The 25,652-nt window shown below is 70.3% G+C and carries 21 protein-coding genes and 2 pseudogenes; 12 read left to right on the forward strand and 11 right to left on the reverse strand.

The features are described from left to right. The first annotated feature begins 782 nt into the window (after nt 1-782). From NQZ70_RS29670 to NQZ70_RS29690, 5 genes are all read left to right on the forward strand, one after another. Nucleotides 783-1,925 carry a penicillin-binding transpeptidase domain-containing protein gene (locus NQZ70_RS29670; RefSeq protein WP_129577222.1) on the forward strand — a complete coding sequence of 381 codons (1,143 nt, stop codon included), beginning with the start codon at nt 783-785 and terminating at the stop codon, nt 1,923-1,925. A 38-nt stretch (nt 1,926-1,963) separates the two neighbouring features. Further along, a complete protein-coding gene (gene nth, locus NQZ70_RS29675) occupies nt 1,964-2,596 on the forward strand; it encodes an endonuclease III (protein WP_129577223.1) in 633 nt (210 codons plus the stop codon). 5 nt (nt 2,597-2,601) lie between these two features. Further along, nucleotides 2,602-3,285 (forward strand): uracil-DNA glycosylase, encoded by a 684-nt coding sequence (ung, locus tag NQZ70_RS29680; RefSeq protein WP_129577224.1) that lies wholly within the window; start codon nt 2,602-2,604, stop codon nt 3,283-3,285. A gap of 7 nt (nt 3,286-3,292) precedes the next feature. Beyond that, a complete protein-coding gene (locus tag NQZ70_RS29685; RefSeq protein WP_129577225.1) occupies nt 3,293-4,057 on the forward strand; it encodes a YkgJ family cysteine cluster protein in 765 nt (254 codons plus the stop codon). A 128-nt stretch (nt 4,058-4,185) separates the two neighbouring features. Continuing rightward, nucleotides 4,186-4,803: a glutathione S-transferase family protein gene (locus NQZ70_RS29690; protein ID WP_129577226.1), complete on the forward strand. Its 618-nt coding sequence runs from the start codon at nt 4,186-4,188 to the stop codon at nt 4,801-4,803. 1,141 nt (nt 4,804-5,944) lie between these two features. Here the strand turns inward: NQZ70_RS29690 and NQZ70_RS53485 are convergent. The 5 genes and pseudogenes from NQZ70_RS53485 to NQZ70_RS29705 form a co-directional block, all read right to left on the reverse strand. Then, entirely contained in the window at nt 5,945-6,235 is a 291-nt protein-coding gene (locus NQZ70_RS53485) for a helix-turn-helix domain-containing protein (RefSeq protein ID WP_408022442.1), read from the reverse strand. Between the two features lie 168 nt (nt 6,236-6,403). Further along, nucleotides 6,404-7,012, reverse strand: a pseudogene (locus NQZ70_RS53490) (sigma 54-interacting transcriptional regulator); the annotation flags it as partial. Then, nucleotides 6,952-7,275 (reverse strand): annotated as a pseudogene (locus NQZ70_RS53495) (FHA domain-containing protein); the annotation flags it as partial. The pseudogenes NQZ70_RS53495 and NQZ70_RS53490, both read right to left, overlap by 61 nt. Before the next feature lie 60 nt (nt 7,276-7,335). Then, entirely contained in the window at nt 7,336-9,165 is a 1,830-nt protein-coding gene (locus NQZ70_RS29700; protein ID WP_129577228.1) for a serine/threonine-protein kinase, read from the reverse strand. A gap of 233 nt (nt 9,166-9,398) precedes the next feature. Beyond that, a complete protein-coding gene (locus tag NQZ70_RS29705; protein ID WP_129577229.1) occupies nt 9,399-10,292 on the reverse strand; it encodes a phosphotransferase family protein in 894 nt (297 codons plus the stop codon). 173 nt (nt 10,293-10,465) lie between these two features. Between NQZ70_RS29705 and NQZ70_RS29710 the strand changes: the two genes are divergently transcribed. The 3 genes from NQZ70_RS29710 (at nt 10,466) to NQZ70_RS29720 (ending at nt 13,932) form a co-directional block, all read left to right on the forward strand. Continuing rightward, nucleotides 10,466-11,398 (forward strand): PP2C family serine/threonine-protein phosphatase, encoded by a 933-nt coding sequence (locus tag NQZ70_RS29710; protein WP_129577230.1) that lies wholly within the window; start codon nt 10,466-10,468, stop codon nt 11,396-11,398. Between the two features lie 248 nt (nt 11,399-11,646). Beyond that, nucleotides 11,647-12,492 (forward strand): aldo/keto reductase, encoded by an 846-nt coding sequence (locus tag NQZ70_RS29715; protein ID WP_129577231.1) that lies wholly within the window; start codon nt 11,647-11,649, stop codon nt 12,490-12,492. 615 nt (nt 12,493-13,107) lie between these two features. Continuing rightward, nucleotides 13,108-13,932: a hypothetical protein gene (locus tag NQZ70_RS29720; RefSeq protein ID WP_129577232.1), complete on the forward strand. Its 825-nt coding sequence runs from the start codon at nt 13,108-13,110 to the stop codon at nt 13,930-13,932. A 186-nt stretch (nt 13,933-14,118) separates the two neighbouring features. Here NQZ70_RS29720 and NQZ70_RS29725 read toward each other — a convergent pair whose 3' ends face one another. Beyond that, complete coding sequence (locus tag NQZ70_RS29725; protein ID WP_129577233.1) at nt 14,119-15,306, reverse strand: hypothetical protein; 1,188 nt, start codon at nt 15,304-15,306, stop codon at nt 14,119-14,121. Between the two features lie 408 nt (nt 15,307-15,714). Between NQZ70_RS29725 and NQZ70_RS29730 the strand changes: the two genes are divergently transcribed. The 4 genes from NQZ70_RS29730 (at nt 15,715) to NQZ70_RS29745 (ending at nt 19,884) form a co-directional block, all read left to right on the forward strand. After that, the gene (locus tag NQZ70_RS29730) at nt 15,715-16,524 is read left to right on the forward strand and encodes a sulfotransferase family 2 domain-containing protein (RefSeq protein WP_165374235.1); all 810 of its coding nucleotides are present in this window, start codon (nt 15,715-15,717) and stop codon (nt 16,522-16,524) included. Between the two features lie 299 nt (nt 16,525-16,823). Continuing rightward, nucleotides 16,824-18,488, forward strand: coding sequence for a cyclic peptide export ABC transporter (locus NQZ70_RS29735; RefSeq protein WP_129577235.1), 1,665 nt, complete (start codon nt 16,824-16,826; stop codon nt 18,486-18,488). Nucleotides 18,489-18,522: 34 nt separating this feature from the next. Then, entirely contained in the window at nt 18,523-18,735 is a 213-nt protein-coding gene (locus tag NQZ70_RS29740) for a hypothetical protein (protein WP_129577236.1), read from the forward strand. 24 nt (nt 18,736-18,759) lie between these two features. Further along, nucleotides 18,760-19,884 carry a prohibitin family protein gene (locus NQZ70_RS29745; RefSeq protein ID WP_129577237.1) on the forward strand — a complete coding sequence of 375 codons (1,125 nt, stop codon included), beginning with the start codon at nt 18,760-18,762 and terminating at the stop codon, nt 19,882-19,884. Nucleotides 19,885-19,896: 12 nt separating this feature from the next. Here the strand turns inward: NQZ70_RS29745 and NQZ70_RS29750 are convergent, their stop codons facing one another. The 5 genes from NQZ70_RS29750 to NQZ70_RS29770 form a co-directional block, all read right to left on the reverse strand. Then, the gene (locus NQZ70_RS29750) at nt 19,897-21,447 is read right to left on the reverse strand and encodes a substrate-binding domain-containing protein (RefSeq protein WP_129577238.1); all 1,551 of its coding nucleotides are present in this window, start codon (nt 21,445-21,447) and stop codon (nt 19,897-19,899) included. A gap of 227 nt (nt 21,448-21,674) precedes the next feature. Continuing rightward, nucleotides 21,675-22,283: a YcjF family protein gene (locus NQZ70_RS29755; RefSeq protein ID WP_129577239.1), complete on the reverse strand. Its 609-nt coding sequence runs from the start codon at nt 22,281-22,283 to the stop codon at nt 21,675-21,677. Between the two features lie 656 nt (nt 22,284-22,939). After that, complete coding sequence (locus tag NQZ70_RS29760) at nt 22,940-23,503, reverse strand: hypothetical protein (RefSeq protein WP_129577240.1); 564 nt, start codon at nt 23,501-23,503, stop codon at nt 22,940-22,942. A gap of 217 nt (nt 23,504-23,720) precedes the next feature. Next, on the reverse strand, nt 23,721-23,933 hold the full coding sequence (locus tag NQZ70_RS29765; RefSeq protein ID WP_129577241.1) for a hypothetical protein: 213 nt from the start codon (nt 23,931-23,933) through the stop codon (nt 23,721-23,723). A 42-nt stretch (nt 23,934-23,975) separates the two neighbouring features. Beyond that, a complete protein-coding gene (locus NQZ70_RS29770; protein WP_129577242.1) occupies nt 23,976-25,619 on the reverse strand; it encodes an AraC family transcriptional regulator in 1,644 nt (547 codons plus the stop codon). Between the last annotated feature and the right edge of the window lie 33 nt (nt 25,620-25,652).

A 25,652-nucleotide genomic window follows, 5' to 3' on the forward strand; every position in this document is an offset into this window, starting at 1 on the left:
TGGGCTCCGGTCAGACCGCGCTCCGCGGGCTGATCACGATCAGATCAGGTGCGCGAGGCGTCAGCGTGAAATCGGAGAGCGGATGCGCACAGGTCCAGTGTTCAAGTTAGCAATACGATCGTCAAACTGTCCAGACATTTGCGAGGGACAACCCCCAAAAGGAACATCGCGCGGCTGACGACTCGCACGACTCGCACGACTCGCACGATTCGCGGCCGTGCGGTGACGTTTTTGGGCACCTCGCTCCAGGCCTTCACGCTCCACAAACGGGAGCGTTGTGCCCGAGGGGGATCTCGGCGCGTTCAGCACCAAACGCTCCGCGCGGCAGCGCTCTGCGTCGCTCGGAGCTCACCAGAACAGGATCCAGTACAGCGATGTTGGCCCCGATTTGATGCTGAATGCGCACAGGACCATCTTTCAAATTAATAAATGCTACTTTCGATTGTCCAGATCTTTTTTTGCGGGCGAGTGTTCTTCTTCGTCTTTTTTTGCCCGGCTTTCGCTCGGAGGCGCTGGGTTCAGTTCGTCCGCCGAGCGGTGGACACGTGTTGGTCCAGGACGCGCACGCAGGGATACCGGGCGTCCGTCGACTGTCACGGTGCCTTATCACTCTGAACGGAAACAACACCCGAGAGAGATGCCGCCTTGATAAGGCCTGCAGGGGGCAGGCAACGGCCATCGGAGAGCGCGCTGGGGCGTTCGGCGGCGCCTCGGGCGCGGCTCGACGGGACGGCGCCGCGCGGAACTTGGCCCGCGCACGCCCCCTCTGGCATCTGCTCCGGGTGCGATCGCGTCTCTACCTCGCGCTCGCCGCCGCGGCCGCCCTGTGGATCGCGCCGGCGACGGCATCTCCGGCGCCGCCAGGCGTTCGCAAGCTCCACGTCGCGGGCGGCGCGGTCCACGCGGCGGTCGGCGCGTCGAACAAGCAGGTGCGCCTCACGCTCGACCCCGATCTCCAGCGCGCCGCCGAGCGCCTCCTCGCCCGCTCCGGCGCGCCCGAGGGCGCCATCGTCGCCTCCGACGTCCGCACCGGCCGCATCCTCGTCTGGGCCAGCCGCGGCAAGCGCGACTACGTCGCCACCCCGCTCGCCCCGAGCGCGAGCCTCTTCAAGATCGTCACCGCCGCGGCGCTCCTCGAGGCCGGCAAGGTGAATGTCGCGACGCCCGTCTGCTACACGGGCGGCATGAGCGCCATCACGGCGCGCGACCTCCAGGGCCGCGGCGCCACCTGCACCGTCTTCGGCGAGGCGCTCGGCCGCAGCATCAACGGCGTCTTCGCCCGCCTCGCCGGCCAGCACCTCACGGCCGCCGACCTGCGCCGCAAGGCCCGCGATCTCGGCTTCGACGGCGAGGTCCCCATCGACGTCCCGGTCGCGCCGAGCGCCGCCCGGATCCCGGACGACGCGCTCGGCCTCGCCCGCGCCGGCGCGGGCTTCTGGAGCGGCCGCCTCAGCCCGCTCGGCGCCCTGTTCGCGATGCAGACCATCGCCAACGACGGCGAGCGCGTCCGGCTCTCGCTGCTCGCGCCGCCGGGCGCGCACGCCGGCGGCGACGCGGCCGCGCCGGCGCCGCGGAGCACCGACGGCCGCGGCCTCCGGCCCGAGGTCGCGCGCACCCTCCGGTCGATGCTCGAGGTCACCACGCGGCGGGGCACCTGCGCCAAGGCGTTCCGCAAGCCGGACGGCACGCGCGCCCTCGGCACCATGCCCGTCGCCGCCAAGACCGGCACGCTGGTCGGCGGCAGCCCCGCGCGGATGTTCTCGTGGTTCGCCTCGTTCGCGCCGTCCGATCGCCCGGAGATCGCCGTCTCCGTGATGCTGGCCAACGACATCGCGTGGCGCACCAAGGCGAACCTCGTCGGCCGCGAGCTGCTCGAGATCTACTTCGGCCGGAGGCGCCCGGGCCCCGTCGCCCGACGGCGCTGACGGACGGCGCCGGGCTGGGCTACCCTGCGGCGAGCCGCATGAACGCCCGAGACCGCATCCCCCCCCTCCTCCAGCACCTGCGCGAGGCCTACCCCGACGCGCGCTACGAGCTCAACTGGGAGACGCCGCTCGACCTGCTCGTCGCGACCATCCTGGCCGCGCAGTGCACCGACGAGCGCGTCAACCGGGTGACCGCCACCCTCTTCAAGAAGTACACGACGGCGCAGGCGTACGCCGACGCCCCCACCGAGGTGCTCGAGGAGGAGCTCAAGCCGACCGGCTTCTACCGGCAGAAGACGAAGACGGTGAAGGCCGCGTGCCAGGCGCTCGTCGCGCGCTTCGGCGGCGAGGTGCCGAGCGCCATGGCCGAGCTCACCTCGCTGCCGGGCGTGGCCAGGAAGACGGCGAACGTCGTGCTCAACACGGCGTTCGGCCTCCCCTCCGGGATCATCGTCGACACCCACGTCGCCCGCCTCAGCGGCCGCATCGGCCTCTCGAAGCGCGAGAAGCCCGAGCAGATCGAGGAGGACCTCATGCGGATCGTGCCGAAGGATCAATGGACCTTCTTCGGCCCTGCCATGGTCCTGCACGGCCGGTACACGTGCGTGGCCAGGAAGCCCAAGTGCGCGGAGTGCCGCATGAGCGATCTCTGCCCGAAGGAAGGGGTCTGAGCGCGATGAAGATCGATCTGCCCGGCTCGTGGCAAAGCGTGCTCGCGGACGAGCTCGAGAAGCCCTATTTCCAGCAGCTGACGCGCTTCCTTTCGGCCGAGCGCAAGGCCCACCGGGTCTTTCCGGCCGAGGAGGACGTCTTCGCCGCGTTCAAGCTCACGCCGTACGAGCGCGTGCGCGTGCTGCTCCTCGGCCAGGACCCGTACCACGACGAGGGGCAAGCCCACGGGCTCTGCTTCTCCGTGCGCCCGGGGGTCCCGCCGCCGCCGTCGCTCGCCAACATGTACAAGGAGGCGCTCTCCGATCTGCCGGACTTCGAGGTCCCGAGCCACGGCTGCCTCACCGCCTGGGCGAGCCAGGGCGTGCTGCTGCTGAACACCGTGCTCACCGTCCGCGCGCACACGCCGAACTCGCACAAGAGCCAGGGCTGGGAGACGTTCACCGACGCCGTGATCCGGAAGGTCAACGACAGGCCCGACGGTGTCGTGTTCGTGCTCTGGGGCGGCCACGCGCAGAAGAAGGCGAAGCTCATCGACGCGCGCCGCCACACGGTCATCAAGGCGGCCCACCCCTCGCCGCTGTCGGCGAGGAGCGGCTTCTTCGGCAGCAAGCCGTTCTCGACCATCAACGCCGCCCTGCGCGCCCGCGGCGCCGGGGAGATCGACTGGCGCCTCCCGGAGCTCGAGTAGCGCCGCGATGCCCCGGCGGAAGCGCTCCCTGCCGCTCGCCGCGGGCACGCGGTACACCCCCGCCGTCCTCGAGGGCATCGCCGACGGCGAGCGCGCCGCGCTCGCGCTCGCGCTCGGGAAGCGCACCGAGGCCGGCGCCGTGGCGGCTGCGGCCGCGGCGCTCGCGCACGCCGAGGCGCTGGAGGCGGCCGCGGTGGCCGCCGAGCCGCCCGCCCGGCCCATCGCGTGCCGGGCCGGCTGCTCGACCTGCTGCGTCAGCAAGGTGCTCGTGCTGGCGCCGGAGGTGCTGCGCATCGCGGCCCACCTGCGCGCCACCCGGACCGAGGCGGAGCTCGCCGCGCTCGCCGAGCGCGTGCGCGCCGCCGACGCCGCGACGCGAGGGCTCTCCCGGATCGAGCGCGCCGAGGCCCGGGTCCCCTGCCCGCTCCTCGACGAGCGCGGCGCCTGCTCGGTCCACGCCGTGCGCCCGATCGTGTGCGCCGGCTGGAGCTCCCTCGACGCCGCGGCGTGCGAGCGCCACTTCGCCGCGCCCGCGGCCGTCGCCACGGCGCCGATGCACCGCCCGAGCTACGAGGTCGCGAACGCCGTGCTCGCCGGCCTGGGCTGGGCCGCGAGGGAGCAGGGCCTCGACGCCGCGCCGCTGGAGCTCATCGCCGCGCTGCGCATCGCGCTCGAGCGCCCGAACGCCGGCGAGCGGTGGCTCGCGCGCCTGCCCGTCTTCGCCGCGGCCCGCGACGCCGAGTGGCAGGCGGACCGCCTGCGCGAGGCGTGATCGCGCGGACCGCGGCGCCCCCGGCGCCATCAGGACGGTTGGCAGGCGAAGGAATCGGTCTACTCTGACGCGCCGCGAGGCCGCCGCCCGCCGGCGCCTCCCGACAGGACACAGGACAAGGAGGATCCATGAAGGTCTACGGACATCCCATGAGCACGTGTACGCGCAAGGTGCTGACGGTGCTCGCCGAGAAGGGTCACGAGGCGCAGGTCGTGGTCATCGACCTGGGGAAGGGCGAGCAGAAGCAGCCCGAGCACCTCGCGCGCCACCCCTTCGGCGTGATCCCGGTGCTCGAGGACGAGGACTTCAAGCTCTACGAGTCGCGGGCGATCATCCGGTACCTCGACCAGAAGCTCCCGGGCCCCTCGCTCACGCCGACCGAGCTCAGGGCGAAGGCGCTCATGGATCAGTGGCTCAGCGTGGAGCAGTCCTATGTCTCCGGGCCCGCCATCAAGATCCTCTACCAGCGCGTCCTGCTCCCGATGCGCGGCCAGCAGGGCGACGAGTCCCTCGTCGCGTCGGCCAAGGCCGAGCTCGCGAGGGCGCTCGACGTGATCGACAAGGTGCTGGCCGGCCAGGAGTACCTCGCGGGCTCGACCTACTCGCTGGCCGACATCTCGTGGATGCCATACATGCAGTGTCTCGCGATCACGAAGGTCGAGGACCTCATCAACGACCGGCCGAACGTCGCGGCCTGGTGGAAGCGCGTCAGCACGCGTCCGGCCTGGGTGAAGGTCTCGTCCTGATCGCCGCGGCCCTGCCCTGAGCGGGCGGGCCGCCGTCCGCACCGGCCCGCCGCGGTGGGCCGCGCCGGGAATGCCGGCGCGGGCTGCTCGCCGGAGCGGGCTCGAAGCTGCTGCGGCGGCCGGTCGCGGTCTCCTCTCGAAAGCCCCTCGTCGGCGCCTTTCTCCGCGCATGAGCGCGAGGAGGAGCCGGCAACCGCGCTCGCCACAGCGCAAGCGCCCAGCGCGACGACGAGGCCGCACGCCGTCATGACGCCCGCGGCGAACGCGGAGCGACGTGCGCAGGCCCAGAGCGCGCGCGTCGCCCTCCACCACGCTGCGAGGACCGCGCCAGCCACGAGGAGCACGAGCAGCGCCGCCCCTCCGATGACGCCCGCGCCGCGAATCGGGCTCGGCACCGCGATGACGCCCGCGTACGCGAGCGGCAGAAGGACGAGATTGACGCTCAGCACCACGCAACCCAGGCCGACGAAGGGATGACGCAAGAGCCACGGAGCGCGCGGGACCCACGCTCTCGCGACAGCGCTCGAACGGCGTCGCCAGATCTCGACGAGCTTGCCTGCGAGGGCCATCCCAGAGGTGAAGGAGAGCGCGGCGCGCGTGATGTCGATGCCGGCATCGACGGCGCGCGGCTCGATGCCTCCCGTCGCGCCGAGGAGGCCTGCGCCAGCGACCGCCAGGACAGCAGCCCAGGCGACCAGGAGGAGCAGCATGACGGGCGCCGCGATCAGGAACGACAGGACCGCAAGGGCGACCGCCGCGAGCACAGCCTGCCCATGGCTCGAGACGGAACCCGGTGCGGACGAAGATGACACGGAACCAGGTAAGGTGGGGGCCATCATGTCGGCCGAGTGCAACTGGCTGGCCAGCGTCTCGCGGAAGGCACCGGCACGCGGAGCATGCGCTCGGCGCAGGGCGACGCGCGATGCGCAGCCAGCGGCCCAGCCATGCGCCTCGATCGCGAGGTGATCGCGTTCAGCGCGCGTGGCCGTGCCGGGTGATCGCGATCAGCTGCGAGGCAGCTCGAAGCGCGGCGCGCCGGCATCTCGGGCGCAGGCCTCGATGCCCGCAACGCACGGCGCGTCGTCGGCATGCCGGGTGTCCAGCGCGCCATCGGCTTTCATCTGCTCTCCGGCCGCGCCGCTCACCGCCTCCGCGAACGCCGCTCGCCGGCCTCCTGCTGGATCGCCTTGAGCCGCCGGAGCAGCTGACCTCGGGAGAGCCCGAGGCGCCTCGCGGCTCGAACCTGGTTGCCACCGCAAGCGTCGAGCGCCTCCAGGATCGCCTCGCGCGTCGGCGGTGGCGCTGCGGCCGCCGCCGCGCGCGCGCCGAGCATCTGCTCCACGATCGAGAGCTTGAGCCCCGTCGCCGGATCTGCCGCCGCGACCAGGCGACCCATGCCCCGCACGTTCTCGGGCCAGTCGTGGAGCATCATGAGCTCCACCGCCTCGACGTCCACCCGCACGCGACCCAGATCCAACGGCCCGTACGAGCGCTCCCAGAGCGCCTGCAGGATCGCGAACGCGTCCTCCGGCCGCTCCCGGAGCGGCGGCAACGCGATGCGCACGGGAAACCGCGCCAACAGGTCGAGACGGAACCTCCCTTGCTGGACTGCCTCCTCCGGCGGACGGTTGGTCGCCGCGATGATGGCGATATCCACAGGCACCGGCTCCGTCGCGCCCACCGCGAGCACCTCCCGGTTCTCGAGGACCCGCAGCAGCTTGGGCTGCAGCTCGATCGGCAGCTCCCCGATCTCATCCAGGAACACCGCCCCTCCGGCGCTCGCTCGCAGCAGCCCGGGGTTCCTCGCGCCGCTCCCCGAGAACGCCCCGCGTTCCCAGCCGAAGAGCTGCCCCTCGAAGACGCTCGCGACGATGCCTGCCACGTTGACGCGCGTGAACGGCCCCTTCGAGCGCCCGAGCACCTGCACGACCGCCTCGGCGACCATCTCCTTGCCGGTGCCGCTCTCCCCCGTGATGAGCACGTTGCGCACGGGCCGCCTGGCGAGCCGGTCGAGCTCGGCGCGCGCAGCGCCGAGCCCCCACGGCCCCGCGAGGCCGCCGATCGCGGGCTCCGGCTCGGATCGACCGGCATACGTCGCGCGATAGCATACGTCGCGCGATAGACGAGCAGGGTTTCGCCCGCGCGCAGGACGGCCCCATCCTCGAGCGGCACCGGCTCGCCGGGTGGGAGCCGGTGGCCGTCGAGCCATGTCCCATTGCGCGAGCCCACATCCTCGACCTGGAGCTGCCCTCCCGCCCGCGTCAGGCGAAGGTGGTTGGACGAGACCTTCGTGTCGTTGAGCCCCGCCGCCGCGAGCCACCCTCGCCCCGCGGAGATTCCAGGGGGCGGCAGCGGCACGAGGACGTTGGCAGGAAAAGCGGCGAGCAGCGCTGGAACGCCCCGAGCCCCGCGCGTGCCGGTCGGGGGCCGGTGCTCGTCGGTCGGCACATCGCGCGGCGGGCGGGTGGTCATCGCGCCCCCGTCATCGTATCGCCGCGGCGGCTCCCCAGCGAGCCCGCCGTGCGCCCCTGTTCATTCGACATCCAACGCGACGGCGATCCGCACCGACGCGCTGGCCTTCTCCCCCACGTACAGCAGCAAGCCCTGGCACAGCACGCTGCTCTTGAGCCAGTCGTGGTTGGACGCGACGCGCCCCTCCGAAAGCGACACACCCGCCTCCATCACCCGGACCACGACCTCGCCGCGCACCAGCTCGGTCGTCGTGACTTGCAGCCGCTCGGGCTGGCTCCGGGCTGTCGGATCCTGCGTGAACGGGACACAGAGCTCCTCCCCCGTGGACTTGCGGTGCACGCATGCCTCTGCGGCCGGGTGGGTCCTGGCCATGTCCTCGCTGAAGCTGCTCTCGCCCTCAGGCCGCCGGGCTACCCCCGTGAGCCGCAGCGACCAGGTGCGCTCCGGCAACGGGACGTCCTCGCACGGCGCCGACAGGCAGCTCATCCCCTTGGAGAGACAGTCTCCCTGCTTTCTGCAGCACGGCGTCACCTCGGGCGGCTTCGGCGGCGCGACCTGGAGCGGATCGGGCTGCACGGAGGCAACGCCCGGCGCAGCGGACGGGATCAGGGGCACCTCCTCGTCGGCGTCCGGCTCCGGAGATCGCGCGAGCATCGCGGCGCCTGCGGAGGCAGCAACCCCGAGCGCCAGCCCGAGCGCCAGAAGGAGCGCGGATTGCCCTACCTTGCCGGGCGGCCGCGGCTCGGAGGGCGGCTCCGCGCGCAACGTGCGCGGGCTCGGCGCGGGAACGGAGGTCACGGCAGACCACCGCGGCCCGGCCGTGGAAGGCGCCGGAGAGAGCGTCGGGGCGGAGGGCCGCAGCGCCGCGGAGGGCAACGAGGTCATCGGTGTGGTCCGGGGCGCGTCGCTCGATCGCGGTCCGTACCAGGAAGCTCGTCCGGGCTGCATCTGGAGCTCGGTCGGGCCAAGGTGCGGATCGGTCGCGCTCGCGCCCGGCGGCGCGACGCGCAGCGGCCCCGGGCTCACCGCCGCCGCCGCCTCGATCTTCTGCAGGAGCGCCGCGCCCTGGGCCAGCCGCCGCCGCGGCTGGATCTCGAGGCAGGCGCGGATCACCTCGGCCCAGAGAGCGTCCGGCACCTGGGGCGGCCAGGGGCGATGTCCTTGCTCCGCCGCGACATAGGCATCGACGAACGCCTCGACCGGCGCGTCCGGAGAGAGCCCGGTCGGATGTGCTCCGCAGAGCAGCTCGCACGCGAGCACCCCGAACGCGAACACGTCGCGGGTGAAGCCTTCGCGCAGCGGGAGCCAGAGCCCAGGCGCGAGCAGCTCGGGCGACAGGTACGCAATGGTGCCGATCACCGCGCCCGTAGCCGTCAGCGGCCTCGGGTTTCCGGCGGGCGCGGCGATCCCGAAGTCGATGAGCCGCACGCTGCCGGGCGCATCCGTGGCAGCCCAGAACGCATCCGTGACGAGCACGTTGGCCGGCTTCAGATCGCGGTGCAAGAGGCCCAGACCATGCACATGCGCCAGCGCGGTCGCGATCTGGACCAGCACGGCGCCGCGTTGAGCGAGCGACATTCGCGCCGCCGCCTCCGTGAGCGACTGGCCTTGGACGAAGTCGAAGACCAGCCCCACGACGCCGTCCGCAGGCGCCTCGAAGAGGGCGCGACAGGGGATCAGCGCCGGATGCACGGCGCCGGCGACGGCTCTTGCCTCGCGCCGGGCCCGCTCCGCGGCCCCCGCCTCGAGGCCGCCGAGGAAGAACAGCTTGAGGGCGCGCAGGCTCCCGTCGAGCGGATCGTGGACCTTCCAGACGGCGCCCTGCCCTCCTCGGCCGAGAGGCTCGATCAGGGTGTAGCGGTCGACGCGGACGCCGGGGTGGAGCTGCACGGTCCATAGTTACCGCAGCGGTCTGGCCAACAGAAGGGGTGACCCGGGCTGGCAGCGGGAGCGCTCGCCCGCGTGAGGTTCTCTGGCCCGGTCCTCTGGAATTCCGCCCCGCCCACATTACGCGAGACGTCGCCCGTTCTGCGCATCGCAGATCTCCCTTCGTGGGATCCACCTCGTCTCGACGTGGGCATAGCTGTCTGACATCGGGCAGCTGTGCCCATGTTAAGCCCGGCTCAACGCTCCTGTTGAATGGTTCGTAGAATCCGGCCGCGGATGTCCATTACCCGGCGCGAGCTCGGCTCCACCCCATCGAGCAGCCCCACCAGGTTGAACAGGTCGAAGGCCGCGGCCCAGCGCTCGAAGTCTTCGGCCAGCGGCGCATGCGCGCGGTACGCGCCCGCGAACGCCGCCACGAACTCGGCCCCTGGCCCCCACCGCAGGAGCTGCCCGACGTCCATCAGCGCCGGTCCGGCGTACGCGAACTCCCAATCGAGCACGAGGAGCTCGCTCGACGGGAGCCAATGCAGGTTGGAGGCCTTGAAGTCTCCATGCAGGAGCACGGGGGCCGACGCGAGCTCGCGGAGCCGCCCTGCGTGCGCGTCGAGAAAGGCGCTCACGCGGTCGCCGAGCTCGCCGCGCAGGGCTGGAGCCAGCCTGTCGAGGACCGAGGCGACGTAGCTGCGAAGCGCGCCCACGCCGTCGGCAAACGGCACGGCGACGGCGAGATCCGGCCCGAGGAAGCCCGCGGTGTCGAAGCCGACGCCGTGGATCTCCGCGAGCGCGCGCCCGGCCGCAGCGCCGCACGCCGCGGTGTCCTGGAGGGGCCCGTGGGCGACGTGCTCGAGGAGGAGAAAATCGTCGCCCGCCGACAGGACCGCCGGGACGCGGAACGACCTCCAGCCCCGCGCGAGCAGGCCGGCCTCCTTCGACGCCGCGGCCGGATCTCGCCGGTACACGCGCAGCACACGATCGGCGCCGAGGCGCACGTTCACGTTGGCGAGCCCGCCGGCGAGCTCCTCCACGTCGCCGGAGAACGGCCCGATGCGCCGCTCGATCTCGGCGCGAGCCAGGGTCTGGACGTGCGCGGCGCGCTCCCACGCGCGCTCGGGGTTGCGGACGAGCCTCATGCGCCTCTTCATGCACGGAGCGCGCGGCGCGTCGAGCGCTCGCCGGCGCCTCGGCCCCCCGGCGCGAACGTGACGCCCGCAGCGCTCGCCGGCGGCCGCTCCACGCCCGCGCGGCGGCCCCGACGCGCGCCGGCGCCCTCCCTCGGACGCCGCCCTCGGAGTACGCTACGCGCATGCCCGTGTACCGCTCGTTCGCCATCGAGCACGCCGCGTCGGTCGCCGCGGCGGCCCGGACCGACGTGGGGCTCAGCCGCGAGCACAACGAGGACACCTTCCTGATCAGCGATCTCGCGCGCGGGCTCGCCCACGGGCCCGCGGCGGCCCAGGCGTCGGCCGAGCCGCCGCTCGCCCTGGCGCTCGGCGTCTACGACGGCTCGGGCGGCGCGTCGTCCCCCGACGCGGCGAGCCGGCTCGCCGCGCGCACGGTCCACGCCGCCCTCGCCCGAGCCGCGCCGCGCTCGAGCGACGCGCTCGAGCGCGGCCTGCTCGCGGCGCTCGGCGAGGCAGGGCGCGCCGTCCGCGACAACGCCCGGAGGAGCCCGCAGCACCGGAGCAGCGGCACCACGGCCACCGTCGCCGCGCTCTGCGACGAGCGCCTGCTGCTCGCGCAGGTCGGCGACAGCCGCGCCTACCTCCTCCGCCGCGGCGCCCTCACGCAGGTCACCCGCGACCAGACCCTGGTCCAGTCGCTGCTCGAGAGCGGCAAGCTCCGCCCCGAGGAGGCCGCCACCTTCGAGCACCGGGGCGTGATGCTCCAGGCCCTCGGGCTGCGCGAGCGCCTCAGCATCGCGCTCTCCGCCGTGGAGCTCCGCCGCGGCGACACCCTGCTGCTCTGCACCGATGGGCTGAGCGACCTGATCGACGATCCGCACATCGCCGCCGCGCTCGACGCCCACCCCGATCCGGCAGCGGCCGCAGGCGCCCTGATCGACGCCGCCCTCGCCGCCGGCGGACGCGACAACGTGACCGCGCTGGTCGCGCGGTTCGACGGCCCGTGGCTCGCCCCGCCGGACGGCGATGGTTCCCTGGAAGTTATCGAGATCGCTCGGTTTTCCGAGGGACCTACCCGCCGCTACGACGGCCCGCCGACCTCGGGCGGGACGTGAGCGCGACGGGCGCGCGGCGGGCGATCGGCACAGCCGCTCATCGCCTGTCAGGGTCGTCCTCGAGCGAGGAATTTTGCACGACAGAGCGCCAGCGGGCGACATCGCCGACAGCCGGCCTCGGCCCGATCCGGCCGCGCTCGGGCTTGCCTTCCGCGGTGATTTCAGCGATCCAACTCGGACGGGGCTCGCCTCGGAGAGGGGGGGAGCCGCATGCTGTCTTTCGGGACGGAGGGGAGGATCATCGTTCTATGGAGCAGCGCACACTCGGTTCTACGGGCGTCAAGATTCCGGTCGTCGGACAGGGCACCTGGCAGATGGAGACGGGGGACGAGGCGGGCTGCATCGACGCCATCCGGCGGGGGCTCGACGCGGGCATGACGCACATCGACACGGCCGAGATGTACGGCTCTGGCGCGGTCGAGGAGCTCGTGGGAAAGGCGATCGAGGGGCGTCGCGACGAGGTGTTCCTCGTCTCCAAGGTATTGCCGAACAACGCGAGCTACTCCGGCACCATCGCCGCGTGCGAGCGCAGCCTGGAGCGGCTCCGCACCGACCGGCTCGATCTCTATCTCCTCCACTGGCCCGGGTCGCACCCGCTCGAGGAGACCTTCCGCGCCTTCAAGGACCTGAGGGCCCAGGGCAAGATTCGGTATTTCGGCGTCAGCAACTTCGACCAGGCGGAGCTCTCGAAGGCCATCGCGATCGCCGGAGTGAACGAGATCGCGTGCAATCAGGTGCTCTATCACCTGCTCGAGCGGGCGGTCGAGCACCGGGTGCTGCCGCTCTGCGAGCGGCACGGCATCGCGGTCGTCGCCTACAGCCCCTTCGGCTCGGGCCGGTTCCCGGCGCCGGACAGCACGGCGGGCCGGGTGCTCGCGTCGATCGCCGCCGCCCACCGCGCGACCCCGCGGCAGGTCGCGCTGCGCTTCCTGCTGCGCCGCCAGCCGGTCTTCGTGATCCCGAAGGCGGCGAGCGCCGCGCACGCGCTCGACAACGCGGCCGCGGGCGACCTGCGCCTCACCAGCGAGGACGTCGCCCGCCTGGAGACGGCGTTCCCGCTCGGCCGCGACCGCGGCGTGCTGCCGACGCTCTGAGGGCTCGAGGCCGCGCCGGCGGCTGCGCGCGAGAGTTGACATCGCAAATGTGAACGCTCACAATGTGTACCTCACCGTGATCGCGGCGAGCGGAGATCCAGCGAGGCGAGGCCATGTCGGCGCCGGATCTTCGGGCCATCGAGCGGCCTGCTCGGCATCGCGCGCCGGCACCCAGCGGCGGAGCGCGCGCGGGTGCGCGCGGTGAAAATCAAAACGAAACGACCTCACGCAGAGGGCGCGCCTCGTGGAACGCTGCCGGTGAGGGCGAAATCGCGCCTGGGGATTCACATGAACAACCAACCCACGTTCGCTCGGATCACACTTTTCGCGGTGCTGGTCGGCTCTTACGCTCTCTCGGGTTGCGGTGGTGACGGTGATCACGGCGCGGGCGCGTCGGGCAACACCCCTCAAGGCGGATCGGGCGGGGCCGCCGTCTCGGGCAGCGGCGGTGGCGCTGCGACCGGCGCGTCCGCGGGAGGCGCTTCGGCCAGCGCGGGAGGTGAAGGAGGCGCCGCCACGGGCGGTGGGGCGCCCAGCGGCGGAACGACGTCGGCCGGCGGCGAGGCCGGCGCTGGGGGCGCGACGGGGGCAGGCGGCCAAGACGAATTCGAGCCGGTGACCATCTCGTTCGGGACCAAGCTCGATCCGCGCGCTGTGGTGCTCGAGGCGCGAGCGCTCGCCACGTCCGTCGCCGATCCAAGCTCGCCGCAGTGGCGCGCCAAAGGCGACCAGCGCAGGACCTATCGCTTTCCAGCCGCCGGCGCCGACGTTCCTTACCGCGTCTGCGTCCCGAATCGCTGGGACGGCGCGTCGGAGCTGCCCCTCGTGATGTTCTTGCACGGCGCTGGGAACGACGAGAGCTCGTACCTGGATCAGAACGCCAAGCAGATGGTGACGCTGGCCGACCAGCATGGCGTGGTGCTGGTCTCGCCGCTCGGCTACAACGGCGCGTACGGCAACTTCCTGCGGCTCCCGGCCGTGTTCGGGCAGCCCGAGGAGGCGGAAAAGCTCCTGGCCATGGTTACGCCCGAGCGCGTGCGCGATCAGGAGCTCAGCGAGAAGGACGTCATCAACGTCCTGGAGCTGGTGCTGAACGAGTACCCGATCGATCGCAGCGCGATGTTCCTCACCGGACACTCGATGGGGAGCGGCGGCACCTGGTACATCGGCGCCAAATACGCCGACTACTGGACGGCTCTGGCGCCCATGTCCGGACCCTTCGTCCAGGAGTCGGGCTATCCTTGGGACCGGCTGCGCGACATGCCCATCTTCGTGACGGAAGGGACCCGCGGCACGCCTTCCCTGACCGGCAGCCGGGAGCTGCGCGACTGGATGACGGCTGGCGGCTACGCGATCACGTACAAGGAAGTCGACGCGGACCACGCAGGAATGGTTCCGCTCGTGCTGCCCGACGTCTTCGACTTCTTCGACCGCCCGTAGCCTCCGCGCTCGCCGCGCGCCTTCGTCGTTCGGAGCCGCGGCACAGCTCGACCTCGGGCGGGCCGAAAGCGAGCCGCCGGGGCTCGAGCGCCGACGCGTCAAGCTGCATCAACCCACGGCGCGACAGCATCCGCGCAGATCCGCCGGGGGAACGCCCAGCTCATCGCGGCGCTCCCCCTGGCGAGCTCACCGCGGCGGTGGAGGGACCTGCGGCGAACGAGGCGGCGGCGCGGCAGCTTTCGCGTTGGGCGGCGCGGCGGGCTCCTCGGGCGGCTCGTTCGTGGCGACGTACGCGAACGTCAGCAGCAGGTTGTTCTGGATCTGGAACAGATCGACGAGCTGTGGCTGCCGGATGGCCTTGAATTGGTAGTCGAGCGACGCCCAGTCGATGAGCTTGAAAGACAGATGCCCAAAGATCTCCACGTTGGTCAGGTCGGCCGCCCCGGGCTGCTCGCCCATCGTCGGATCGATCATCGCGAGCTCGGCCGGCGTGAGATCGGTGTGCACGAGCGGCGCCATCACCTCGACCCCTACCCGGTAGGTCACCCGCTTCTTCGCCAGGCCGCCCCAGACCCCCGCAACGAGCTCGACACCGAGCTGGTTGAAGTTCGACAGCTCTCGCACCTCCACGACCGTCGGCGTCCTGACGGGGTTGTCGTTGACGACGAGCTGCTTGGCGCCGATCGTCTCGCGCACTCCGACGCCCAAGCGCGTCTCGACGTTGAGGATCCGGCTTGTCACCGGGCGCGCGAACGCGCCGGCCGACTCCTTGAAGAGCGTCGGCCGGAACGGATCCGAGAGCCGCAGTCGGTTCAGCCGATCAGCGGCGCCGCCCACGGTGTCCACGCGCCCGTCAGGCCGGGTGATCGCATAGGAGAAACCGGCGGGCCGCACATCGACCCCCGCGAAGACGGAGCTTTGGACCGAGAGTCGCCCGAACACGCCAGCCCAGTCGATGATATGATAGAGATAAATCGATTCGGCCATGAGGCTGTCCGTGGACTTGACGAACTCCGGGACGATCGGCGTGCGGGTGGCGCCCTCGCCGAGGGAGAACAGGCTGCGAAACTCGTGACCTTCGTGGTTATACTCGGCGCTGCCGTCGAGCTGAAGCCCGACCGTGACCGCGGCGCCGGTCGGCTGCCCGACCACGTTCTGGTTATCGCTGAAGTTGGCGTTCGCGCCGGCGCTGACCTTCCAGACCCAACCCTCTATCCGCTTGCTCGCCTCCTTGGCCTCCACGAGGAACCTGGCCCTTGGCACCTCGGCCTTGAGCCCTTTGCCCTTCGGCGGCGGCTCCGCCGCGGCGACGCGCGCGAGCAGGCACATGGAGATGAACAGCGATATCACAGGAGCAGAGAGGGCTCGAATCATTCCAGGTCACCATCCTCCGCGCGCATGGAACCGCAGGACCTGCGGCTGTGTCAACTCGCCAGCTGGCGCCCAGGCGCGGCCCTCCGCGACCACAGGACGCGCGTGTGCACGCAGAGCGCACTCTGCGCCCCCTTGTCGTCCCCTCGGGCGCGCCCTCCGGCTCGCCTCCCGCCGCCGCGCCCGCTGGCTCTCCGCCGGGAGCGCGGCCGGCAGCGAGGTGCGCCGCCTGGGCCGGCTCATGCGCGGTGCCGACAATGACCAGTCCGGGTGACGGGAGGATGACGCCTGCGCCGCCGGCCCCTCACCTCAACAATGGCTTGATTTCCAACCCACGCCATGTTAGTGGCGCCACAAATCCAGGCGCGCCGCTGCCCATGCGGGCGCGTCGGCAGCAGACGAGGAGATGCTTTGTTCATTTCTCACAAATACAAGGCGATTTTCGTCCACATTCAACGAACGGGGGGCAATTCGATTCAGAAGATATTCGAGGAGTTCGATCCGGATCTCATCGAGACGGTGCCGGTCGACCCGTCCAAGAATCGAACGAAGCACTGCTACATCTCGGACATCAAGGCTGCTGTCGACGAGACCGTTTTCAACAGCTACACGAAGTTCTGCGTCGTGAGGAACCCTTTCGACCGCATGGTGTCGTGGTACTCTCATTTCAAGGACAGAGGGAACGATGAGGACGCGCGCATCAGGTTGAACCAGGGCGACAGGACGCTGCGCATGTACTACCGCGGCCTGGCGTTCTTCGGGCGGAACAGCGAGGCCTCGGCGACCTACACGCGGCTATGGCTGAAGCTCTTCCAGATGTTCAAGCGGTTCGAGCCGGGCAGCGCGGAAGAGGTCGCCGTTCGATTCTCCGCGATCGGGGAGCGCGTGATGAGCGAGGTCAACAAGAACGCGTCCAGCTTCGAAGAGTTCGTGATGCTCCCGCGAGACCACCAGGGCGGATTGTTCGAGAGGTTCTTCGTCGATCAGGCGGAGTATGCCTCGTGCGACGGCAAGCTGGTCATGGACAGGATCCTGAAGCTCGAGAACCTCTCCCAGGACTTCGAGGCGCTGGCCAAGGACATTGGCTTCGCGGGCAGGCTCCCCCACGTGAACCGATCGAGCCGCAAAACACGCTATCAGGAATATTACAACGAGAAGACGAGGAGCATCATCTCCGAGAGGTTCAGGCGAGACCTCGAGTGCTTCGGCTATAGCTTCTGAGCTCGGCCGACGGTTCGCTCGGTGATCGCGGGAGCCCCGCCTCTCCGACCAGGGCGCCCCGATCGGAGGAGCTCCCGGCCCGCGTGGCCCGGCGGCTCCTCGCCCCCGGGGCCGCCTGCCCCCGCCGGTACGCGAAGGCGCGCCGCCGGGCCGGACGAGATGCACGTTCCGCCCAAGGATTGGGGCTAGCACGCTGCCTCGGGGAGCGTGTACCATGGCGCCGTCCGGGGTTTCACGGGCGCCGGGGGGGCGTCTCGCGTGTCACCGCTGCCCCCTGTACAACCAGCGCTTCCACCGCCATGACGCTCGTCGACCTGATCACCAGCGAAGCCGCAACCGAACGCAGAGGCCTCCTCGCCGCTGCGAGCTTGGCGGGCGTCGCGAACGCGCTCGTCATCCTCCTCGTCAACGTGATTGTGCAGTCGAACGACAGCAGCGACATGCGCTCGTTCGCCATGTACGTGCTGGCGATCGTGCTGTTCGTCCTCGGCGCTCGGCACACCTGCCACCGGACGGTACACATCATCGAGTCCGGGCTCCACCGCATCAAGGCCAGGGTCGTGGACAAGATCGAGCGGGCGGAGCTCCAGGGGATCGAGCGCCTCGGGACCGCGGAGATCTACGACCGGATCACCGAGAACGTGTCGGTTGTCTCCGACGCGGCCGCGCCGATCGCGCTCTGCTTGCAGTCGCTGTGCATCCTCGCGTTCGCGACCCTCTACATCGCCTGGCTCTCCCCCACGGCCTTCATGGTCATCGCCGCGCTGACGGCGGTCGGCGTGAGCATTTATCTCTCCAACAAGAAAGAGATCAAGCGGTGCCTCCGGGATGCGGCGCGGACGCGGGTCGCCTTCTTCGACCTGATCATGGACCTGCTCGACGGCTTCAAGGAGGCCAAGTTCAGCCGCCGGCGCAGCCGCGAGATCGCCGAGGACATCGTGCAGACGTCCGACTCCCTGCGCGTGATCACGGCCAGGGCGAACATCCTCTTCGGAGAAAACACCATCTTCGCGTCCTGCCTCCTCTTCGCGGTGCTGGGCGGGATCATCTTCATCCTCCCGCGATACAGGGTCATCGACGCCCCGCTGCTCAGCCAGCTCGTCGCGGGCGTCATCTTCGTGTGGGGGCCGCTCGGGATGCTGCTCAACACCTCCCAGGCCTATATCCGCTCCAACGTGGCCCTCGCGCAGATCATGCTCCTGGAGGAGAAGCTCGACGCGGCCACGCGCGAGGGTGCGGCCCTGTCAGACGCCGTGGATCCGTGGACGGGGCGCTTCACGGCCATCGAGGCGATGAACGTCGAGTACCACTACGCCTCGGAGCCGGGCGGCGGCGGCTTCCACGTCGGGCCGGTGAGCCTGACCGTCACCGCGGGGGAAGTCGTGTTCATCGTGGGCGGAAACGGGAGCGGCAAGTCGACCTTCCTCAAGGTCCTCACCGGCCTCTATCCGCCGAGCGCCGGCGTCCTGCGCGTCGATGGCGTGCTCGTCCAGCCGGGCAACGTTGCGCCGTACCGCGAGATGATCTCGGCGATCTTCTCGGATTTCCACCTCTTCACCAAGCTGTATGGGCTGGTCGGCGTCGACGAGGCTTCGGTGCACCGCTTGCTCGGGCAGATGCAGCTCGACGGCAAGACGTCGTTCGCGCAGCAGCGCTTCACGCGGCGCGATCTGTCGACCGGCCAGCGCAAGCGCCTCGCCATGATCGTGGCGCTCCTCGAGGATCGGCCCATCTGTGTGTTCGACGAGTGGGCCGCGGATCAGGATCCGGAGTTCCGCAAGTACTTCTACGAGGAGCTGATCCCGGCGCTGAAGCGGCAGGGCAAGACGGTCATCGCGGTGAGCCACGACGATCGGTATTTCCGTTGCGCGGATCGCGTGGTGACGATGGAGGCCGGGAAGATCCTGGCCATCGAGCGGACAGCGAAAGACTCCATTAGGACGGACGCCGGGCCGTCCGCATGAACACGGGATACTCCTTCCAGCACACGGGCTCTCCATGCATCTCGCACCGTTCTTCGTCATCGGGCTCCCGGTCCTCACCTTGATCGCCATCGGCCTCCTCGGCAGCACGCGGCGCATCCGGTGGTGGGGAGCGATCCTCGTCTCCCTCGTACTGACGCCCGTGGGAGGGCTCATCGCGGCCCTCCTCTCGGGCCGGAAGCGCACGAAGCGCAGGCTCCCTCCCGGCAGAGCGACCGGCAGGCCGTGACGTTGCCACCATCGAAGGCTGACCATGCCCAACAACGTGCCCTTGGACGAGATCGAGGCGAAGCCCACCTGGCGCGAGCGGGTCGTGGACTGGTTCGTGGAGGTACAGACCGTCACCTACACGACGGTCGTCCTCCTCCTGCTCGTGCTCGCTTTCCTGTGGCCTCGCATCTTCATCAGCATGCCTTCCGGGCATCGCGGCGTCCTGTACCGGTACTTCGCGGGCGGCACGGTGGTGGATCCGAAAAAGATCCTCGGCGAAGGGCTGCACGTCATCGCGCCGTGGAACAGGGTGACCGAGTACGAGATCCGCCTGCAGCAGAAGACGTTGAAATTCGATGTCCTCAGCGACGAGGGATTGAATCTTGGCGTCACCGTGGTGGTGCGGTACCACCCGCGTCAGGACATGCTGGGCTACCTCCAGCGGGACATCGGGCCCGAGTATTTCGACCGCCTCATCAAGCCCGACGCCGAGGCGCATGTGCGGCGCACGTTCGGCAGCCGCCCCGCCCACGAGATTTACGCGAGCACGCGCGACTTGCTCCAAGAGCTCGGGCAGGTGCCGGCGCTCGGCCGCATTGAGAAGACGGACGACGGCGAGGCAGCGTTCCCGTACATCGTCATCGAGGAGCTGAAGCTCGTCGATATCGAGCTGCCGCAGATGGTCCAGGACGCGATCAAGGATCGCTATCGGCAGGAGCAGCTGATGCTGGAGTACAAGTACAAGCTCGAGCGTGAAGAGAAGGAAGCCGAGCGCAAACGCACCGAGGCCGCCGGGATACGCGATTACAACCTCATCGCGGGCAACGTCGCCCCCGACCTCCTGCGCTGGCGTGGCATCGACGCCACGCTCGAGCTCGCGCGATCGCAGAACGCGAAGGTCATCGTCCTCGGCGGAGGACAGGGAGGGATCCCGCTCATGTTGAACTTCGTGGACGACCCCATCGGCACGCCCGCTGCCGCCCCGCCGGCCCAGGAGGCGCCTGCGCCGAAGGGCAACGCCGCCCTCGCGCCGAGGGCCGGCGCCAACGCGGCGCCCGCGCCGAGGGCTGGCGGCAACGCGGCTCCCGCGCCGGCAGCCAACAGAGACACGGCGCCCGTGGCGAACAGCGACCCCACGGCCGCGGCGCCCGCGCCGCCTGGCCCGTGACGGCGCGCGCGCTCAGTTCCTTCCGGTCGCGTCTCGCCAGGTTTCGATGATCTCGTGGATGGCCTCACCGTCCAAGCGCGGCGGCTCCTTCAGGTCCGGAGCGATCTCGACGCCGTAGCGGCGCAGGTGCAGGAAGGGATTCGCTTCCGCGTCGTACGCGCGGATCGAGACCTTCGGGTTCGCCGGGCGGAACCCGAAGTCGATCGCCTTCTTTTGCATCTCCTCTCCCAGCAGGAAGTCGATCCAGCGGGTCGCGGCCTGCTTCTCGTCCGGGCCGGGTCTGATGAACACGGCCGGGTGCTGGTTCACGATGGTCGGCTGCGGATAGATGATGCGCGCGCTGCCGAGGGTGGTCGCGTGAGCGTCGATCCGCTGCAGCACAGGGAGCGTGAGGTGCTCGTAGGTCATGACGCCGTCGTAACGCGCCGGGCCCACGTTGAACATCGACTCCGTGAGCAGCCGCGCGGACTTCGGCGCTTCGTCGAGCCCCGCCTCGCATCGCCCCAGCGCTTGCTTCAGCGGCTCCTTGCGCCGCTCGAGCGCGCTCTCGAAGGCGCCGCGGAGGTGCTCGCTCCCTTCGGCGCCTCCTTCGACCGAGCCTTGCAGCGACGCACCCTTGGCCGCCAGAGCGGCCCTCTCCTGCGGGGGCAGAGCGTAAGCATACGCCATGAGATACAACGTCTCGAGCCCTGACGCGGCGCGCGTCGGTGAGGTATGGACGAACTTCACCCGGCCCCAGCGCTCGATCTCTCCCAGCGTCGGGAAGGGAGCCTCGTACGCCGGCTTCGCCTCCGCGGGCTTCGCCGGAGCCGCCGCACGCCGCTTCGGCGGCGGCGTCACGAGCGGGCCATACCAGTCGATCCAGCGCCCCGGCACGCGGTCCTCGAGCGCGATGCTGGAGAGATCCGCGTCCCTCGGGACCAGGGCGCAGGGGATCTGCCACCACGGCCCCTCCTCGCTGCGCCCCGATCGCAAGATGGCGTCGAGCACCCGGTATCGATCCTCCCACACGAGCACGACCAGCGGCGACTTCACGAGGGATCTCGCGTCGCTGCCATCCAGCAGCTCGCCAGCGTCCGGGACCTCACTCGAGCGCTGCTTCCAGCGCGCAGCGAGGTACTGGACGACGATCCAGTCGGCCGGCGACCACAACGTGGGCTCGTCTTCCTTGCGCCGGTCTTCCTTTTTTTTGAGGAAGGCGTCGATGATCGCATCGGCCGATTCGATGTCGCCCATGGCGGTGAGCTTGATCTGGATGTTCGGGCAGAGCCGCGCGAAGCGGTCGGCCGCGTGCTCCAGCCAGGCTCTCTTGTCGTCGCTATAGAGCATGTTGACGACCAAGGGACGCCCATGGACGGCAATGGGCCCGCAGTCCGCGCGGACGGATGCCACGTCGACGAACTGGGGGTATTCGGGCGCGCTGAGGGCGAGATCGCCGCCGCGCGACAGGTAACCCACCAGGCCGCCAAGAACGCCGAGCGCGACGACGGACCGGAGCAGCTCGCGCGCTACGCTGCCGTCCGAGCGGGCGTCGAGCTCGATCTCATCGGGGATCTTTGCCACGTCGGAGGGAGGCTATCCTCAAGGCGTCACGGCTGGCAACCATAACCCGCGATGCTCCCGGTGCCCCGCGCCTCGCCTGGCCCCAGCCGCGGGGAGCGGGTCGAGGCCAGGCGACCGTGGGTGGATGCCGGCGCGCGGCCCCGAGCAGACGAGCCTTACGCCGCGCGCGCCGGCCGTGGGGCGGCGCTCCCCGGAGCCGGGCCGCTCGCGACCTTCGCTGGCAGAGCCTAGTGGACTCGAGGCGCGGCCGCCTTGGCCTTCTCGTACTCTAGGTTGAAATGCGCGCGCATCGCGTGGGGGTCGAAGTCGAGGAGCGTGCCGCCCGACTCGAAATGCATCATGAAGATCTTGCCCGTAGCATGAGTAAATGCGCCCGCGAAGACGGGCACGGAGACGGCGCCCAGGGTCGTGCCGATGACGGGGAGGAACTTGGAGATGCTGAACCCGATCGCGCTCCCCAGCCCCACGCTCCCGAGCCCGGTGAGCAGGGAGCCGACGATCTTCTTCGCGAGGGACGATGTGAAGCTCACTCCATACAGGTCGGAGAGCTCCTTCAGCATCTTGACCTGGACGCCCGTGATCGAGACGATATCGAAGACGGGGATCGGCACGATGCCCGCGCCGAGCGCCCAGAGCACGTTACGGTGGATGATCGACTCCGCCTGGCTGGCACGTGCGTAGGCGTCTTTCGCGCTCGGGGTCGGCTTGGACTCGACCTTGTACTCGTGCTTGGTCTCGTACTTGACCCCGTCGCTGGTCTCGGTCTTGATCTCCTCCTTGAACTCCTTCTTTCCGGGCTCGTTCACTTGCGTGGTGTACACGGTCTCGCTGGCCATTGTTCATCGCTCCTGGTGTGCTTGACTTGAAATCCGAAGAGGAGATGCTCCTGGTAGATGGATCGGCTCGGCGTCGCCCTGGCCGGCGGCCGCGAGGCGCAGGCGCTCGACGGCAGGCGTTCCGCCGAGCGCTGCTGCTGGCTCGCTGTAGGCCGCCGGCGCGCGGACGTAGCGCGCTTCAGCGGCGACGCTGCAGCGCCCAGCGCGAGCTGCGTTCGACCGCCGAGAAGGTCGGCCGCGCCGCTCGTGGACCCCTCGTCATTGCTCAGCTCGACGATGATCATGGCCGTCGTTCGTGTGAAGGGCGCCTCCGGCCCCCTGCGGACACCGTGCGGGACAGTATTCCTGGACATCACCAGCGGATCAACAAAGAATCGATCCTCGATGGCGTCGGCTCGCATCGGCCGAGGCCCGCCCGGGGTACTCCGGTCAGGTTGCGCGCGGCCATCTCTGGCGTGCCCTGCGCTCCGGCCGCAACAGCACGCCCCCGCTGTGTGCCGAGCCTGCCATGGGGTCGAGGCGTGTAAGGACGGCGGTGCTGACGCTGCGGGCCCAGCCAATGTGACGAAACCGCGTCGGGGAAAACCCAACATGCCATCAGGATATCCATATACGACCGGTGTGTTCCGTCCGCGATCCGGACAGCGGCCTGAGCGTCACGCGTTGGTCGAAGGATGCTCCTTCGCGAGCTGGGTGGCGACGAACGCGGCCTGAGTTATGCTGAGGGGGAACGTCTCGACGAGGTCGGCCACCGCGACACCATCGTGGAGACGCATGACGTAGCTGCGCCGCACCGCGCGGGCCACGGGCGGCAGACCGTCGAAGAGGGAGCAGAGCTCGCCGAGGCTCTGGTCGGTCCCGCGCAGGTCGGTGCGCGTGATGCGGACCTGCGCGTCGTGAAGGAGCCGCCCGAACGGGACTTCGGAGACGAGCAATCCCTTGCTGACCGCGAGCGGCAGCCGGCGCACGGCGATGCTGGCCGTGGCGTGCAGGAACGATCGGCCCGACGCCGCGCCGCGCAGCAAGACCGATCGGCGGAGGACCTCCTCGCCGGCAGACCAGAGCCCGCGTTCAACCGTCACGTCGCTGCGCTCGGCCGCGGTGAGCACCTGACGCAACACCTGAGCTCGGATCGACTCGCCGGCGAGCCGCTCGAGGAGCGCAGTAACGTTCAGGACGGCTGGGTCGGATGCGTCAGGCCAGAGGAGACGGATCGACATGCTGGCAACCTTGCGGAGCAGAAAGGGGGGCCGGCGGGCGCCCTGCCGGGGTGGGTCGTCGAGAGGAGGAGGACAACGTACCCTGAGTCAGAAGCGGCGCGAGGGTATACCGAGCTCACCGGGGGCCGGACGCAGGCAGCGGACGAATCGAAAAATCCACGTCGCAGGGGCAGATCGCGAGAGATTCGCCATCCGGGGCTGTTCACGCAGCTCATGGTCAGAGCAAGACCGCGCAGCAACGGCGCACGTCATGATTCGGCGGCGCATCGCTGAGGTTGGCGTTCAAAGCAGCGGCGAACGTATACCAGGACACTTTCCGTTTCAAGCCTGCTGAGCCGCCCGCGGCAAGCAGGTTGCTACCGTCGGCGCGATCTGCAGGCGGCGTGCAGCCGCGGCCACCGCGCCGCTCTACGATATCGATGGCGTCCACGCCTGTCGGGCCTGCGAGACGCCGCGGCGCGAGCTCGTGTCCTCAACGCGTCTTGCCGTCGTTTCTGCCGGAGGACGCTGCCTGGCGGCGGTAGACGCGCGGGCTCACCCCGACGAGCCGCCGGAACAGCTTCTCGAAATGGCTCAGATCAGCGAAGCCCACGGTGATCGCCACGTCGGTGATCCGCTGCCGGCTGGTCTCGAGCAGCTGCTTCGCCCGCTGGATGCGGACCTGCCCCAGGAAGGGCTTGAAGCTCGTCCCGAGCGAGCTCTTGAAGAGGTACGTCAGGTGCGAGGCGCTGACGCGGGCGTGGCGCGCGAGCTGCGAGAGCGAGATCGGCTCGGCGTAGTGCTCGCTCAGGTAGACCAGCGCCCGCCCGAGCCCGTCGTGCAGCGCGGGTAGCTCCGAGAAATCTCCGGCCAGGACCATGCGCGTCCACCGCGACGCGATCTCCTTCGACGGCGACTGGGGCTGCGGCGCCGCGCTCCGCCCGCCGGGCGCCCCGGCGGCGTGCGCCGGCGCGGGCGCGATCCACGGCGTGTGCTCGAGGATGTCCGCGCGGCGGATCGGCTCGGCGCCCGTCATCACGGCGAGGCGCACGACCACGCGCTCGAGCTCCACGATGTTCTCGGGCCAGGCGTACTCCTGGCAAACGTCGATGAGCTCCTCCGTGCTCTTCCGGTCCCACGGGTGGCCGTAGCGGTGGAGCACCCAGGCCACGAGCGGCTTGATGTCCTCCCGCCGAGCGCTCAGCGGCGGCAAGGTGACCGACAGGAAGTCGAGCTTCATGAGCAGCGACCTCGAGAACTGCCCCTCCCTGGCGAGGCGGTGCAGGTCGCTCGTGGATGAGCCGATGATCCGCGGCGGCGCGCGACCCTCGTCGGCGCGCCCCCGGATGCCCTGCCCCGCGCGCAGGAGCTCGAGGAGCCCGGACTGCGCCGGCGGCGGGAGCTCATCGAGCCCGTCGACGAAGAGCGTGCCGCCGCGCGCCTGTTCGAACGAGCGCGACAGCTGCGCGAGCGCGTCGCCCCGGAGCTGACCCGGGTCGTGGACCACGGCGAAGGGGCCGTCGCGATCGGGTCCCAGGCTGTGGATCGAGGCGGCGATGAGCTCCTTCTCGGTGCCGAACTCGCCATGGATCAGCACAGGCAGCGGGCTCGCGGCCACCCGCTCGATGAACGTGTCCACCGCGCGGATCGCGGCGCTCGCGCCGATGAGCACCATCGGCTGGCCGAGGCGCTCCTCGGCCCACCGCTGGACGTCGTAGCGCTTGACGAGCGGCGCCAAGCCGCGGCTCAACGCCTGGCAGAGCGCCGCGACCTCCGCCTCCCGGCCGGGATCGGCGCCGAACGAGAGCCGGAGCTCGCCGACGGACGCCCCGCCATACACGAGCCGCTCCTCGATCGAGGCCGCCTGCGCCGCCAGCGCCACGCCGGGTGGGGGCGTCGCGCCGGGCGCGTCCATCCAGGCCAGGTGGAGCTCGCGGCCGCTGCGCCTGAACGCGAGGGCGCCGTGGCCGCGCACCCAGAGCGCCCCCTCGAGCGCTCCGGTGCTCTCGGCGAGCGAGCGCATGAGGCTCTCGAGGAGGCGCGGGAGCGTTGGCAGGGGCTGGTAGGCAGCGCAGAGCAACGCCTCCGCGACCTCGTTCACGCTGGAGAGGGTGACGCCGGAAGAACGAGCGGCCATGTCGAGCCTCGTACCCGGGACGCGAGGGTGAAA

The organism is Sorangium sp. So ce836 (assembly GCF_028553905.1).
Classification (GTDB): domain Bacteria; phylum Myxococcota_A; class Polyangia; order Polyangiales; family Polyangiaceae; genus Sorangium; species Sorangium cellulosum_D.

Coding starts and splice junctions, on each gene's coding strand:
- nth (WP_129577223.1), top strand. CDS start 1,964: ATGAACGCCCGAGACCGCATCCCCCCCCTCCTCCAGCACCTGCGCGAG.
- ung (WP_129577224.1), top strand. CDS start 2,602: ATGAAGATCGATCTGCCCGGCTCGTGGCAAAGCGTGCTCGCGGACGAG.
- NQZ70_RS29685 (WP_129577225.1), top strand. CDS start 3,293: ATGCCCCGGCGGAAGCGCTCCCTGCCGCTCGCCGCGGGCACGCGGTAC.
- NQZ70_RS29690 (WP_129577226.1), top strand. CDS start 4,186: ATGAAGGTCTACGGACATCCCATGAGCACGTGTACGCGCAAGGTGCTG.
- NQZ70_RS53485 (WP_408022442.1), bottom strand. CDS start 6,235: ATGATGCTCCACGACTGGCCCGAGAACGTGCGGGGCATGGGTCGCCTG.
- NQZ70_RS29705 (WP_129577229.1), bottom strand. CDS start 10,292: ATGAGGCTCGTCCGCAACCCCGAGCGCGCGTGGGAGCGCGCCGCGCAC.
- NQZ70_RS29710 (WP_129577230.1), top strand. CDS start 10,466: ATGCCCGTGTACCGCTCGTTCGCCATCGAGCACGCCGCGTCGGTCGCC.
- NQZ70_RS29715 (WP_129577231.1), top strand. CDS start 11,647: ATGGAGCAGCGCACACTCGGTTCTACGGGCGTCAAGATTCCGGTCGTC.
- NQZ70_RS29725 (WP_129577233.1), bottom strand. CDS start 15,306: ATGATTCGAGCCCTCTCTGCTCCTGTGATATCGCTGTTCATCTCCATG.
- NQZ70_RS29735 (WP_129577235.1), top strand. CDS start 16,824: ATGACGCTCGTCGACCTGATCACCAGCGAAGCCGCAACCGAACGCAGA.
- NQZ70_RS29740 (WP_129577236.1), top strand. CDS start 18,523: ATGCATCTCGCACCGTTCTTCGTCATCGGGCTCCCGGTCCTCACCTTG.
- NQZ70_RS29745 (WP_129577237.1), top strand. CDS start 18,760: ATGCCCAACAACGTGCCCTTGGACGAGATCGAGGCGAAGCCCACCTGG.
- NQZ70_RS29755 (WP_129577239.1), bottom strand. CDS start 22,283: ATGGCCAGCGAGACCGTGTACACCACGCAAGTGAACGAGCCCGGAAAG.
- NQZ70_RS29760 (WP_129577240.1), bottom strand. CDS start 23,503: ATGTCGATCCGTCTCCTCTGGCCTGACGCATCCGACCCAGCCGTCCTG.
- NQZ70_RS29770 (WP_129577242.1), bottom strand. CDS start 25,619: ATGGCCGCTCGTTCTTCCGGCGTCACCCTCTCCAGCGTGAACGAGGTC.